15 protein-coding genes are annotated in these 12,965 nt (G+C 73.2%); 7 read left to right on the top strand and 8 right to left on the bottom strand.

Annotated elements, in window-relative coordinates:
• Positions 1-91: 91 nt before the first annotated feature.
• From ACERM0_RS06375 to fdxA (ACERM0_RS06365), 3 genes are all read right to left on the bottom strand, one after another.
• On the bottom strand, positions 92-856 hold the full coding sequence (locus ACERM0_RS06375; protein WP_373677711.1) for a class I SAM-dependent methyltransferase: 765 nt from the start codon (positions 854-856) through the stop codon (positions 92-94).
• Between the two features lie 17 nt (positions 857-873).
• Complete coding sequence (fdxA, locus tag ACERM0_RS06370; protein WP_373677710.1) at positions 874-1,209, bottom strand: ferredoxin; 336 nt, start codon at positions 1,207-1,209, stop codon at positions 874-876.
• Between the two features lie 159 nt (positions 1,210-1,368).
• On the bottom strand, positions 1,369-1,692 hold the full coding sequence (gene fdxA, locus ACERM0_RS06365) for a ferredoxin (protein ID WP_373677709.1): 324 nt from the start codon (positions 1,690-1,692) through the stop codon (positions 1,369-1,371).
• Between the two features lie 383 nt (positions 1,693-2,075).
• On the opposite strand from fdxA (ACERM0_RS06365), the gene ACERM0_RS06360 reads away from it, so the two are divergent.
• The 5 genes from ACERM0_RS06360 to ACERM0_RS06340 all read left to right on the top strand — a co-directional run bounded on the left by ACERM0_RS06360 (position 2,076) and on the right by ACERM0_RS06340 (position 7,729).
• Positions 2,076-4,142, top strand: a complete 2,067-nt coding sequence (locus tag ACERM0_RS06360) for an RNA degradosome polyphosphate kinase (protein WP_373677956.1) — start codon at positions 2,076-2,078, stop codon at positions 4,140-4,142.
• Positions 4,143-4,187: 45 nt separating this feature from the next.
• The gene (locus ACERM0_RS06355) at positions 4,188-4,655 is read left to right on the top strand and encodes a histidine phosphatase family protein (protein WP_373677708.1); all 468 of its coding nucleotides are present in this window, start codon (positions 4,188-4,190) and stop codon (positions 4,653-4,655) included.
• Positions 4,656-4,665: 10 nt separating this feature from the next.
• Positions 4,666-6,198 carry a Ppx/GppA phosphatase family protein gene (locus ACERM0_RS06350; protein ID WP_373677707.1) on the top strand — a complete coding sequence of 511 codons (1,533 nt, stop codon included), beginning with the start codon at positions 4,666-4,668 and terminating at the stop codon, positions 6,196-6,198.
• Positions 6,199-6,242: 44 nt separating this feature from the next.
• Positions 6,243-6,992 (top strand): NUDIX domain-containing protein, encoded by a 750-nt coding sequence (locus ACERM0_RS06345; protein WP_373677706.1) that lies wholly within the window; start codon positions 6,243-6,245, stop codon positions 6,990-6,992.
• A gap of 83 nt (positions 6,993-7,075) precedes the next feature.
• Positions 7,076-7,729, top strand: a complete 654-nt coding sequence (locus ACERM0_RS06340) for a TMEM175 family protein (protein ID WP_373677705.1) — start codon at positions 7,076-7,078, stop codon at positions 7,727-7,729.
• On the opposite strand, the gene ACERM0_RS06335 is transcribed toward ACERM0_RS06340, so the two are convergent.
• From ACERM0_RS06335 to ACERM0_RS06315, 5 genes are all read right to left on the bottom strand, one after another.
• Positions 7,711-7,992: an MGMT family protein gene (locus ACERM0_RS06335; protein ID WP_373677955.1), complete on the bottom strand. Its 282-nt coding sequence runs from the start codon at positions 7,990-7,992 to the stop codon at positions 7,711-7,713. The genes ACERM0_RS06340 and ACERM0_RS06335 overlap by 19 nt on opposite strands.
• A gap of 53 nt (positions 7,993-8,045) precedes the next feature.
• Positions 8,046-8,417 (bottom strand): nitroreductase/quinone reductase family protein, encoded by a 372-nt coding sequence (locus tag ACERM0_RS06330; protein ID WP_373677704.1) that lies wholly within the window; start codon positions 8,415-8,417, stop codon positions 8,046-8,048.
• A gap of 4 nt (positions 8,418-8,421) precedes the next feature.
• A complete protein-coding gene (locus ACERM0_RS06325) occupies positions 8,422-9,495 on the bottom strand; it encodes an endonuclease/exonuclease/phosphatase family protein (RefSeq protein ID WP_373677703.1) in 1,074 nt (357 codons plus the stop codon).
• A gap of 4 nt (positions 9,496-9,499) precedes the next feature.
• Positions 9,500-10,936, bottom strand: a complete 1,437-nt coding sequence (gene pyk / locus ACERM0_RS06320) for a pyruvate kinase (RefSeq protein WP_373677702.1) — start codon at positions 10,934-10,936, stop codon at positions 9,500-9,502.
• A 109-nt stretch (positions 10,937-11,045) separates the two neighbouring features.
• Entirely contained in the window at positions 11,046-12,056 is a 1,011-nt protein-coding gene (locus tag ACERM0_RS06315; protein ID WP_373677700.1) for a hypothetical protein, read from the bottom strand.
• A 113-nt stretch (positions 12,057-12,169) separates the two neighbouring features.
• Between ACERM0_RS06315 and upp the strand changes: the two genes are divergently transcribed.
• Both upp and ACERM0_RS06305 read left to right on the top strand, forming a co-directional pair.
• Positions 12,170-12,796: a uracil phosphoribosyltransferase gene (gene upp / locus ACERM0_RS06310; protein WP_373677699.1), complete on the top strand. Its 627-nt coding sequence runs from the start codon at positions 12,170-12,172 to the stop codon at positions 12,794-12,796.
• Between the two features lie 29 nt (positions 12,797-12,825).
• Positions 12,826-12,963: a hypothetical protein gene (locus ACERM0_RS06305; RefSeq protein ID WP_373677698.1), complete on the top strand. Its 138-nt coding sequence runs from the start codon at positions 12,826-12,828 to the stop codon at positions 12,961-12,963.
• The last annotated feature ends 2 nt before the right edge of the window (positions 12,964-12,965 follow it).

The following is a 12,965-nucleotide window of genomic DNA, read 5'->3' as shown; positions in this document are numbered from 1 at the left end:
CGCGAGCCGGTCTCCGCACGAGCCGACCCTCGCCCGACACGCCCACCCGGCCGACACGCCACCAAGGGCACACCGGCGCCGGTCAGGCACCTCAGCCGGTCGGGATGATCGGCAGGCCGCCACCAGGCAGTCCGCCACCGGGCAGCCCGCCCTCCGTGCCGCCCGCCGGCGGGCGCTGCAGGGTCAGGCGGACCTCCATGACGCCCCGTTCGTCGGGGTCGGGATGCTCCAGCGCGACCCGTTCCAGGCCCGCGGCGCGGTACGCCGCCAGTTCGCTGGGTGCCTGCGCCCACGGCGGACCCTGCCAGGCCTTCGCCACCTCGTTCGAGCCGGCCACCAGGGTCACCGCCACCACCACCCCGCCCGGACCGGTCAGCGTCCCGATCGCGTGCATGGCGGCGTCGCGCACCACGCCCGGCAGCGACTGGACGGTGCGCACCTCCACGACCAGGTCGAACGCGCCGACGAGGTCGTCGGGCAGGTCCAGCAGGTCGGCGACCCGCCAGTCGACGTCGGCCCGGCGGAAGCGGCGGCGGGCCCAGTCCACCGCGGTCGGCGACACGTCGAACGCCACCACGGAGAACCCGCGCCGCGCGAGTTCGGCGGCGTCGTCACCGAGGCCGCACCCGACGACCACGGCACGCCGGCCCGGCACCTCGACCACGGGGTCGTCGAGCCAGTCGACGACGTAGGGGTGCGCGGTCTGGTGCGCCCACGGGATCGCGCCGGCATCGCCGTCCGCACGGGCGTACAGCGGCTCGAACCAACCCGTGGGACGTCCCGCCTCGAGGTGCTCGGCGACCAGCGCCGTCGGGTCCGGCGCGTCACGCCGACGCCGGCGCCGGAACCGCTCCACGAGACGGACGCCGGCCCTCAGGTGGCGTCCGGGATCTCGTACGCGGAGACCTTGGGGTGGTCGACGTTGCTGACGCCGACGTTGCTGGCGCCACCCGGGGAGCCGAGACCGGTCACGCTGGGCTCGAAGTACTCCGCGTTGATCGCGGTGAACTCGTTCCACTCCGAAGGCACGTCGTCGGCGTAGAAGATCGCCTCCACCGGGCAGGCGGGCTCGCACGCGCCGCAGTCGATGCACTCACCCGGGTGGATGTAGAGCATCCGGTCGCCTTCGTAGATGCAGTCGACCGGGCACTCCTGCACGCAGGCGGTGTCCTTGACGTCCATGCACGGTTCGGCGATGACGTACGTCACGCGGCTCTCCTCGCGAGGTCGATCCGGGTCCGTACTCCACGACCGGACCACTCTGGGCACGAGTCTAACGAGCCGTGGCCACGGCGAGTCAACGCGTGCCGCAGATGCGGACGGGGCGCTCGGGGCGCTCCCGGGCGTGCGGCAGCGTGACGCGGGGGGTCAGCCCTCCCAGCCCGCAACCGTCGGGTGGTCCTTGGCCACGGCACCGACGGTGGCGGCGCCGCCCGGTGAGCCCAGGCCGGTCACGCTGTCGGCGAAGAACTCGGCGTTGATCGGCGTGAACTGCTGCCACTCGTCCGGGACGTCGTCCTCGTAGAAGATGGCCTCGACCGGACAGACCGGCTCGCAGGCGCCGCAGTCGATGCACTCCTCGGGGTGGATGTAGAGCATCCGCTCACCCTCGTAGATGCAGTCGACGGGGCACTCCTCGACGCAGGCCTTGTCCTTCACGTCGATGCAGGGCTCGGCGATGGTGTACGTCAACGCGGACCTCCTCGGTGCTCGTGCGCACGCTAGGCGCTGGTCCTCGTCCGTGCGAGACGATGGGTGGGCCGCACGTCCGAGGTGCCGGCCCCAAACCTACTGCGCCGGGCGACGAAGACACGACACCGGTCGGTCGTCCCGCCTGCCGGACGAAACGTCACCCGGCGTTCACCTGCGTGGCATAGCTTCGTCGCAGCGGCGGGGGTCCGCCGGCGGAAGGATCATCCGTGACCGATGCGCGAGCCCGATCGACCTCCCGCACGGCCCCGTCCGTCTCCGAACAGGCCGTCGACCTCGCCGCGACGACGGACGGCGTGCTGCCCGCGCCCGCGATCGTGCCGGGTGAGGTGCCGGTGAGGCACGAGCGGCGCCGGACGAAGTCGATCCTGGACTTCCACCCGGCCGGCGACGACGACCAGGTGCGCCACCTCAACCGCGAACTGTCGTGGCTGCAGTTCGACGAGCGGGTCCTCGCGCTGGCCGAGAATCCGGCCGTACCGCTGCTGGAGCGGACCAAGTTCCTGGCCATCTTCACGTCGAACCTCGACGAGTTCTACCAGGTGCGGGTCGCCGGGCTGAAGGAGCAGGTCTCGGCCGGCGTGACCGGCTCGGGCGCGGACGGCATGAGCCCCTCCGAGCAGCTGCTGGTCATCGACGCGTACGTGTCCGAGCTGTCGGGCCGGGCGGCCCGGCTGTTCCTCGACGAGCTGGTGCCGGCGCTCGATGCGCAGGGGATCCGTTTCTCCGACTGGCAGACCCTGGACGACGACGACCGGGAGCACCTGGTCAAGGTGTTCGACGACCAGATCTTCCCCGTGCTCACGCCGCTGGCGGTGGATCCGGCCCACCCGTTCCCGTACCTGTCGAACCTGTCGCTGAACCTCGCCGTGGTGGTGCGCGACCCGGACGACGGCGAGCGCCGCTTCGCGCGCATCAAGGTCCCGCCGTTGCTGTCGCGTTTCGTCGTCCTGCCGGACGGTGAGCGGTTCGTGCCACTCGAGCAGGTCATCGCCGCCCACCTCGACCGGCTGTTCCCCGGCCTGGAGGTCGTCGAACACCACGTCTTCCGCGTCACCCGCAACGCCGACTTCGAGGTCGAGGAGGACGAGGCCGACGACCTGCTGCTGGCCATCGAGACCGAGCTGACGCGCCGCCGCTTCGGCAGTCTCGTGCGGCTCGAGGTCGAGTACGCGATGTCCCGCGCCGTTCTCGACCTGCTGCAGCGCGAGCTCGAGATCACCGGCGACGAGGTGATCTCGCTGCCCGGACCGCTCGACCTGTCGGGGCTGTGGGCGCTGTACGACCTGGACCGGCCGGACCTCAAGTTCCCGCCCCTGGTGTCGGTCACCCAGCCTCGTCTCGCCGCCACCCTGAACGGCGAGCACCAGAACCTCTTCGCGACCCTGCGCGAGGGTGACGTGCTGGTGCAGCACCCCTACGACTCGTTCACGACGTCGGTGCGCGCCTTCCTCGAGGCGGCCGCCACCGACCCGCAGGTCCTGGCGATCAAGATCACGCTGTACCGCACCTCGGGGCGCAGCAGCCCGATCTCGCAGGCCCTGCTGGACGCCGCCGCCGAGGGCAAGCAGGTCGTCGCCCTGGTCGAACTGAAGGCCAGGTTCGACGAGGAGGCCAACATCGAGTGGGCCCGGGTCCTGGAGGAGGCCGGCGTCCACGTCGCCTACGGCGTGGTCGGCCTGAAGACCCACACGAAGACCTGCCTGGTCGTGCGCGACGACGGCGACGCCGTCCGCCGCTACGCCCATGTCGGCACCGGCAACTACAACGACAAGACGGCCCGGATCTACGAGGACCTCGGCCTGCTCACCGCCGACCCGGACATCGGCGCGGACCTCAGCGACCTGTTCAACGTGTTGACCGGTTACTCGCGGCAGTCCGACTACCGCAAGCTACTGGTGGCGCCGACGACGTTCCGCCGCCGGATGCTGGAGCTCATCGAACGCGAGCGCGACGCCGAGGACGGCCACATCCTGGCGAAGATGAACAGCCTGGTGGACTCGCGGATCATCGAGGGCCTCTACGCCGCCTCGCAGGCCGGCACCCCTGTCGACCTGATCGTGCGGGGCGTGTGCTGCCTGCGGCCCGGCGTTCCGGGCCTGTCGGAGAACGTCCGGGTGCGCTCGATCGTGGGCCGCTACCTCGAGCACTCGCGCATCTACCGCTTCGGCAGCCCGACCCGGGGCTACGACTACGTGATCGGCTCCGGCGACTGGATGCCGCGCAACCTCGACCGTCGGGTCGAGGCACTGGTCCCCATCGAGGACCCGTCCCTGCAGGCCCGGCTCGAGGAGATCCTGCAGGTCTGCCTGCACGACGACCTGCTGGCCTGGACGCTGCAACCGGACACGACCTGGCAGCAGGTCGAGCCGACAGTCGGGCTCGACACCCATCAGACGCTGCGGGAACGCGCCCGCCAGCGGCTGCGCTGACGCTTGCGACGATCCGCCGACCGGCCGAGTACGAAAGGCCCGCCCGTGACCCTGCTGCTGCTGCGCCACGTCCACGCCGGGGAGCGTGACCGGTGGGCGGGCGACGACCGGCTGCGACCGGTGTCCGACCGCGGACGGCTCCAGGCCAAGGGCCTGATCGAGGCGTACGCCGGTCACGACATCACCCGCATCCTGACCAGCCCGTACGCGCGGTGCGTGCAGAGCGTCGAACCGCTGGCCGAGACCCGCGGTCTCGACGTCGAGGAGGAGGACGCCCTGGCCGAGGGCACTCCGCTGGACGTCGTGCACCGCCTGCTCGCGCGCGTGGCCGACGCCACCGCGGTGCTGTGCTCGCACGGCGACGTGATCGGCTCCGTCGTGCACGACCTGTACACCCGCGGGGTCGATCTCGGGCGGCGCGACCAGTTGCGCTGGCAGAAGGGCAGCACCTGGGTGCTCGACGGTGATCCGCGTTCGCCGCACACCGCCCGCTACCTGCCCCCGCCGGCCTAGGCTCGGCGGCATGCGCGCATCCGTCCTCGACCTCGGCAGCAACTCCTTCCACGTCCTGGTCGCGGAGATGGACGACGGCCGTGTCGTGCCGGTCCTGCGCCAGCGCGAGATGCTGCACCTCGGTGCCGTGGTCGCGCGCCACGGCGCGATCCCGGCCGATGCCCGGCAGCACGCGGCGGCGACGGCCGGCCACCTCGCGGACCTCGCCCGCCGCAGCGGCGCGACGGAGGTGACCGCGGTCGCCACCGCGGCGCTGCGCGACGCCGACAACGGTCCCGAGGTGCTGGCGGCCATGGAGGCGGCGACCGGCGTGCCGGTCCGGGTGCTGCCGGGGCTGGACGAGGCGCGGCTGTCCTACCTCGGCGTGCGGGCCTCCGTCGCCGTCGACGTCGAGCCCGTGCTCGTGCTCGACCTCGGCGGCGGTTCGCTGGAGTTCGCCGTCGGCCGCGGCAGCGACGTCGACTGGGCGGCGTCCACGCCGCTGGGCGGCAGCCGGTCGTCGGCGCTGCTGGAGCAGGACCCGCCGAGCGAGGCCGACCGGCGCCGCCTGGTCGCGGCCGTCGACGCCGAGGTGGTGCCGCTGGTCGACGAGATCACCCGACGCGCACCGGCGACGGTGGTGGCCCTGGGTGGCACCGTCCGAGCGCTGGCGCGTCTGGTCGCCGTCGAGGACGGCATGTGGCTGCCGGCGGAGAGCGTCACCAACCACCTGGGCTTGACCACCGGGCAGCTGCGGCGGGTCCGGGACCGGCTGCTCGCCCTCGACTACGGCGGTCGCCTGGACGTGCCGGGCATGAAGGACACGCGCGCGGACCACATCCACGTCGCCGCGGTGATCCTCGTCGAGGTGTTCGAACGGCTCGGCATCGAACGGGTCACCGTCAGCGACTGGGGTCTGCGCGAGGGGTTGCTGCTCGACGCGATGGGCGTCACCAAGGTGCTGCCGGGGGCCGAGCTGCGCCGCCGCGAGGTCGAGCGGGTGGCGACCACGTTCCTGCCCGGCGACCCGCATCCGGGCCACGTCGCCGAGCTGGCCGGGCTGCTGTTCGACGAACTGGTCGATCTGCACGGGCTGGGCGACGACGACCGCGAACTGCTGCAGCACGCCGCCCGCCTGCACACCGTCGGCGAGGCGCTGGCCCTGCGGCGCTCGCACCGGCACGGCGCCTACCTGGTGGAGAACGCGGAGCTGCGCGGCTTCCCACCCCACGACGTCGCCATGCTGGTTACGCTCGTGCGCTTCCACGGCGCGCGCGGCGTCGACCGCCGCTTCGCGCCGGCCGCGTCGCTGGACGGCGACCGCCGCGAACGCCTCGAGCGGCTGCTGCCGCTGCTGCAGCTCGCCGACGTGTTGGACCGTGCCCGCGACCAGGCGGTCCACGACGTCCATGCGAACGACGACGGGGAGGTGGTGACCCTCGCGGTGGTCGGCGACCCGCACCTCGACGCCGCCGACCTGGGCCGGCGTCTGGCGTGGTTCCAGCGCGTCTACGACCGGCGGCTAGCGCTGGTCGACGCGGAGAGCGGCGCCGCCCACGCCTGAGCCGTCCGGCACGGCTGGCGCACTGGTCCGTTACGGTCGGGCGCATGAGTGACACGCCCCGCCCCGTTCCCGGCCTGCAGACCCGCTACGCCCGTCGCGTCACCCCGGCGGACGTCGGCGCACGTGTGGCGGTGCGCCACCTCGTTCCCGACCCGGAGCGGGGCCCCGTGCCCACCGACGTGGTCGGGCGGCTGCTGGTCATGGACGACGACGTGCTGCTGCTCGTCGATCGGGACGGGCAGCTGCAGGTCGTCGACGCCGAGGCCGTGCTGGCGTCACGCGTCGTGCCGCCGCATCCCCGGCTGCCGGCGGAGCCCGAGGACGTCGGGACGCAGACACGTCCGCTGCAGCGGCGGGCCGCCCGCGTGGTGCTGCTCGACCCGCTCGAGCGGATGCTGCTGGTCGCCCACACGCCCGGCGCCGGCCGACGGGTCTGGACCGCACCGGGCGGCGGGTTGGCGCCGGACGAGACCCACGAGGAGGCGGCGATCCGCGAGCTGCGCGAGGAGCTCGGCATCGCCCCCGAGCTGGGGCCGTGGGTGTGGTCGCGGCGGGTGACGTTCACGTTCCGCGGCCTGTGGCTGGACCAGGACGAGCGGTGGTTCCTGGCCCGCGCCGAGGTGGATGCCGCCGCCGCACCGCTGGACGACCTGGGGGCCGAGGAAGCCCGGTGGTGGCGCCTCGACGAGTTGTCCACCACCCGCGAGATCCTGGCGCCCGCGGCGCTGCCCGAGCACCTCGCCGCCCTGCTCACGCAGGGCCCGCCCGCCACGCCGGTCGACGTCGGCCGCTGAGCCCTGCCGTCCGGGGACCAAGGCCTCTGCGGCCACCGCCCGGCATCCGCCACGCTGGGCGGAACGGAGCCGTCGAGGAGACCATGGCCGCCGTCACGACCGAACGGGACGTGGGCGCGGGCGTCCACACCCGTGAGACGGTCGAGTTCGCCCGGGTGGTCAACCTCAGCGATGCCGTCTTCGCCATCGCGATGACCCTGCTGGTCCTGGGCATCGAGGTGCCCGACGTCCCCGCCGAACGCCTGGGGGCGGAACTCGCCTCGCTCGCACCCCGGATCGCCGTCTTCTTCCTCGCCTTCGCCCTGGTCGCCAACGTCTGGTGGCAGCATCACAAGCTCTTCGCCAGGCTGGCGGCCACGGACCGGACCCTCGTGGCCCTCGACCTCGCGCTGCTGGGCGTCGTCGCACTGGTGCCATTCCCGACCGGCCTGCTCGGTCGCCATCCGACGAACCGGGCGGCCGTGCTGCTGTTCGTGGCCGCGTTCGTCGCGCTCCTCGCCCTGTTCCTGGCGCTGGTCGGCCACGCCCAGCGGGCGCAGCGCTGGCGCCGCCCGCCGCCGCCCGGCCTGTTCCGCTGGGTGGTGGCCGGCTACCTCGTCACCATCGCCGCGATGCTCGGGGCGGGACTGGCGGCGTGGGGCTCGCCGACGGCCGGGCTGGTGGTGCTGGCGACCAGCAACCTGCCAGAGCTGGCCCTCGCCCGTCGGGCGCCGGCCGGTTACCGCGACTGGTCGTGACTCGGGCGGACGCGGCGGTCGTCGACGTCGACCCCCTCGGCCCGGAGCAGGGGCGCCTGGACGGGCGCGTGGGTGCGGTACAGCCGGCCGGTGGATGGCACGACCCGCCACCACGGCAGGCCGGGGACGCGGCGCAGCACGTTGGCGACGGCCTGTGCGCTGCCGGGCCGCCCCACCTCCGCCGCGACATCCGCGTAGGTCAGCACCTCGCCGGGAGCCAGGTGGCGCACGAGCTCGACGACCGCCTGCTGGAACGGCGTCAGCGCCGCGGGCGGCTCGGGGTGTCCGCCCGGCGGCAGCGGCGGCGGGGCGCCGGTCAGGGTTCCAGCTGCCGGGTGAGCACCAGCGTGAGCACGGTGGCGTTGCGCATCCAGGGCTCGAAGCGGTCCTTGCCCGGCGGGTCGTACTTGTCGTGGAACGCGCGCAGGGCCCGCTCGCGCCGCTCGTCGTCACGCTGCAGGAACGACGCGCGGCCGAGCCAGGCGTGGTCGTCGATGCGCAGCACCCCCTGCTCCTCCGACTGCAGGTTGAGACACCACTGGGTCAGGCCGCCGGAGCCGGACATGAGGTAGACGCCGCCTTCGGCCGGGACGAACCACAGCTCGGCCGTGTGCCGCCGGGCGGTCACCCGGCCCTGGGTCGACAGCAGGCAGTAGTGCTCGTCTACCAGTTGGGACGGCACATCCACCGGATCAGTCCTCCTGTGCCGGGAAGGCGACGTCGACGACGACGGGCCGGTGGTCCGAGCCGCGCCCCTCGCCGACCCACGCGGCCACCGGTTCCAGGTCACGTACCAGTATCCAGTCGATGCGAAGCACCGCGGGCACGCTCCGGTCGGCCGGCCAGGTGAACCCCATGCCCTCCCCGACCTCCCGTTGGGGGTCGCGGAAATCGGCCGCGGCCAGACGGCGGTAGGCGACCGACCGCTCGTTGGAGTTGAGGTCGCCGGCCAGCACCACCGGGACGTCGTCGGCCAAGGCGTCCAGGACGTTGCCGATCTCCGCGCGGCGTACGTCGCCCTCCAGCTCCAGACGTTCGAGGATCGAGGCGCCACAGCGCGGGCACGGCGAGATCAGGTGGGCGGGCACGACCTGGACCGGCTCCCCGGCGACGTCCAGCGTCACCACGAAGGTCGTGCGCGACACCTCCGACGCCTCGTCGACCAGGCGGACGTCGGTGATCGGGTGCCGCGACCACACTCCCACCCCGCCGACGCCCGGGCTCTGTTCGACGTGATGGTGGGGCAGCACGTCCGCCAGCGCCTGCTCCAGCACCACCTGTCGCGGCGGGAAGACCTCCTGCAGCACCAGCACGTCGGGGTCCGCTTCCGCGACGAGGTCGAGCACGTGCTGCTCGCCATCGACGTGGACGAACGTGTTGAAGCTCGCGATCCGCAGGTCGGCGGCCAGGTCCGGCGACGCCGAGACGAACGCGGTGCCGTAGGCCCAAACCCACAGTCCCGCGGGTACCGCCAGCCACAGCAACGCCCGCAGGTCGCGCGACACCAGCGCGATCAGCAGCAATCCCACGGCCGGCAGCGCCCACCAGAACGTCGCCAGGTTGACCAGCGCCGTCCACGGGGTGTCACCGACGACGAGCCAGAGGGCGAGCGCGGCGAGCGTGAACAGCGCATAGACCCCGGCCGCGGCGCGCAGCGCCGGGCGACGCCGCGTCCACGACCTCCTGCCGGCGTCGGCCCGCGTGGCAGGCGAGGTCGGCCCCGCGGCCGGGGCTCGGGACGGCGACCCCGGGCCAGGCTTCCCCACCGTGCTAGTCGGGCGCCTGGCCGATGCGGTGGACCATGACGCGGTTGGTGCCCCCGTGACCACCGGGGATGCCGGACACGATCACGATCGTGTCCCCGCGCACGCCGTAGCCGCGTTCCAGGCAGATCTCCTCGGCGGCGAGGATCAGGTCCCGGGAGTGGTCCTTCATCGGCACGACCGCGCCACTGGTGCCCCACATGAGCGCGAGGCGCCGCACCGTCGCATCCTCGGTCGTCAACCCGATGATGGGCTGGGTAGGCCGGAACTTGGAGACCAGCTGCACGGACTGGCCGGAGAAGCTGAACACCAGGATCGCGGTGGCGTCGACGTCGTCCGCGACCTGCTTGGCGGCCTTGGCGACGACGCGGCCCAGCACCTGGCCGGTCACCGGTTCGATGGGGTGCAGCCGCTCGGACGCGGCCTCGGCGACCTCGATGATGCGGGCCATGGTGCGTACCGCCTCGACCGGGAAGCGGCCGGCCGCGGTCTCGCCCGACAGCATCACCGCGTCCGTGCCGTCGAAGATGGCGTTGGCGACGTCCGAGGCCTCCGCACGGGTCGGCCGCGGGTTGCGGATCATGGAGTCGAGCATCTCCGTCGCCGTGATCACCGGCTTGCTGTACCGGTTGGCGAGGTCGATCATCTCCTTCTGGATCGCCGGCACCCGCTCCGGCCCGACCTCCACGCCGAGGTCGCCGCGGGCGACCATGACGGCGTCGGTCTCCTTGATGATGTCCTCGAGGTTGTCGAGCGCCTCGGGACGCTCGAGCTTGGCCACGATCGGCTGCTGGCCGCCGTGACGGCGGATCAGTTCGCGGACCTCGCGGACGTCCTCGGGTCGGCGCACGAACGACAGGGCGACCCAGTCGACGCCGATCTCGACCATGGTCGCGACGTCCTCACGGTCCTTGTCGGTGAGCGACTTCGCCGACACGGCCACGCCCGGCAGGTTCACGCCCTTGCGTGACTTGGCCGGACCGCCGGCCACGACCCGGGCGTGGACCCGGTCGCCGTCGACGCGCGAGACGACCAGGCGCAGCAGGCCGTCGTCCATCAGGATCAGCGCCCCGGGGTCGACGTCCTCGGCGAGGTGCTCGTACACGACCGGCAGGACCGGGGTGCCGTCGCCGTCGTCGTAGCGCTCCAGCGTCTCCACACCGCTGACCAGGACGACCTCGCCGCCGTCGTCGAGCAGGACGCCGTCGTCCGGGACGATGCCCAGCCGGATCTTCGGGCCCTGCAGGTCGCCGAGGCTGCCCACGTTGCGGCCCACCTCGGCCGCCAGCGCGTGGACGCGGTCGAGGCGACGCTGGTGGTCCTCCTTGGTCCCGTGGGAGAAGTTGAGTCGGACCACGTCGACGCCGGCCGCGAGGGCGGCACGCAGACGGTCGGGGTCGTCCAGGGCGGGACCCAGGGTGGCGACGATCTTGGCACGACGCACGAGAGCCTCTAAGAGGTGGGAAGGTGACAGCGGGGAGGCGCATCGTAGAGCCGATCCGGAGTGGCGTCCCCGTGCCCCGGCGGCCAAGGCTCCTCCCCGCGCCGGTTCCTCACTCCTCGCGCGGTGGGACCGCCTGGCGGTCACCGTCCCGCAGCTCCGCGACCGCGCGGTCCAGCGGCCCGCGTGCCCCCTGTGGGCCGGGCGTCAGCACGAAGGCCTCGTCGGCCAGCCCCACGGCGTCCGGCACCTCGACGTCGTCGTCGGCCAGCCGCTGCACGACCGGCCCGAGCGCCAGCTCCCACCGCACGGACCAGGCCAGCACGGTGGCGGCCTGCAGACGGTCGCCGGCCAGGGCGGGCAGGGGTGCCGCCAGCGCCAGACCGGCGTCCTGGGCGACCTCGAGGAGTTCGGCGGGCCGCCAGCCGACGTCCAGCACGAGCACCTCGGCACCCTCGTCGATCGCCGCGGCGACGGCGGCCTGCGCCTCCTCGCTCGACTTCGGGTACGCCTCGAGCAGCTCGGTGTCACCGGCGCCGGCGCGTAGCCCGTCGCGGAAGCGCTGGTAGCCCAGTCGGTCGGGCGCCAGCACGAGCGCGACCGGAGCGTCGCCGGCCGCTTCGGCGGCCGCCACGCCGACCACGTGGCCGAGCTCCTCGAGCCGCACGTCGACGATGCGGACGTTGTCGGGCACCTCGTTGCCCCCGGTGGGGACGGCGCAGAAACGCAGCTCCGGATGCCGTGCGGCCAGCTGGTTGGTGACGCGCACCCCGTCGCTACCGACCACGCAGACCAGGTCGGTGCCACGATCGACGAGCAACCGGGCGACGTCACCGACGAACTCGGGACCGTCGGGCGTGATCGGCCGCAGTTGCGTCACCAGGTCGGGCAGTGCCGCCTGCAGCGGACGCATGGCCGCGGTGATCTGAGCGAGCTGGGGATCGCTGGCGTCACCGGCCGGAGGCAGGACGATCCCGGCCCGGACGCCGGACGGGCCGGTGGCGGCCACCGACGGCTCCGGCGCCGGGGTGGGTGCGGGCGCCGGTTCCTCGGCGGTGCAACCCGCCAGCACGAGCAGCAGGGCGAACACGATCCGCCAGGCGCCCCGAGGCCGCAGCGACATCGACCCCTCCGCGGCAGGTTGGCAGTGCCTCGCGCATGCGTAGGCTACCGCCGGCCGGCGCGCCACCCGCGGCGCACTCCTCCCGGCCGAGCCGTTCGACAAGGAAGTGCGCCGTGTCCGCAGTCACCGTCCTCGACGACCCGGTCGCCGGCATCCAGCTGGCGTCCTTGCGCGACGAACGCACGACGCCCGAACACTTCCGTCACCACGCCCAGCGGCTGGGCTCCATGCTGGCGCTGCGGGCCGTCGCCGACCTGCCGGGGGCCACCTCGACGGTGCAGACCCCGCTCGGCCCGTCCCCCGCGGTCGGGCCGGGGCGCACGATCGTGGCCGTGCCGGTCCTCCGCGCCGGCCTGGGCCTGCTCGCCGGCGTGCACGACGTCCTGCCGACCGCGCTGGTCGGCATGATCGGCCTCGAACGCGACGCCTCGACGCTCCAGGCTCGCCGCTACTACTTCAAGGTGCCACCGCTGGACGGCGCCTGGGTACTGGTGCTCGAGCCGATGCTGGCCACCGGCGGTTCCGCGTCCGACGCGGTCAAGGCCCTGGACGCCGAGGGCGCCGAGCAGGTGACGGTGCTGTCGGTCGTCGCCACCCAACAGGGCGTCGACCGCATCCTCGACGAGAACCCGGGCGTGCGGATCGTGACCGCCGCGATCGACCCGGAACTCGACGACAACGGCTACATCAACCCCGGCCTCGGCGATTTCGGCGACCGGCTGTTCGGTACGCCACACTGACCCCCGTCGTCGCCACCGGGGGTCCGGCCGTGCATCCCGCCACGTCGCGCAACGAGCCGCCCGGCTGGCGGGAGGCGCTGCTCGGCATGGGTCTGGTGGTGGCGGCGACGGCCGTGATCGCGCTCGCCGGCCTGGTGCTGGCGGGGGCGGCGTCCCTGCTGCTCTGACG

It is taken from the genome of Egicoccus sp. AB-alg2 (assembly GCF_041821065.1).
Classification (GTDB): domain Bacteria; phylum Actinomycetota; class Nitriliruptoria; order Nitriliruptorales; family Nitriliruptoraceae; genus Egicoccus.
The sequence above is the reverse complement of the archived record's forward strand: the minus strand, read 5'-3'. Positions and strand labels throughout refer to the sequence as shown.

Bases quoted from the DNA above. Each gene is read 5' to 3' on its own strand.
- ACERM0_RS06315 (WP_373677700.1), bottom strand. From the start codon at position 12,056: ATGTCGCTGCGGCCTCGGGGCGCCTGGCGGATCGTGTTCGCCCTGCTG.
- ACERM0_RS06345 (WP_373677706.1), top strand. From the start codon at position 6,243: ATGAGTGACACGCCCCGCCCCGTTCCCGGCCTGCAGACCCGCTACGCC.
- ACERM0_RS06340 (WP_373677705.1), top strand. From the start codon at position 7,076: ATGGCCGCCGTCACGACCGAACGGGACGTGGGCGCGGGCGTCCACACC.
- ACERM0_RS06350 (WP_373677707.1), top strand. From the start codon at position 4,666: ATGCGCGCATCCGTCCTCGACCTCGGCAGCAACTCCTTCCACGTCCTG.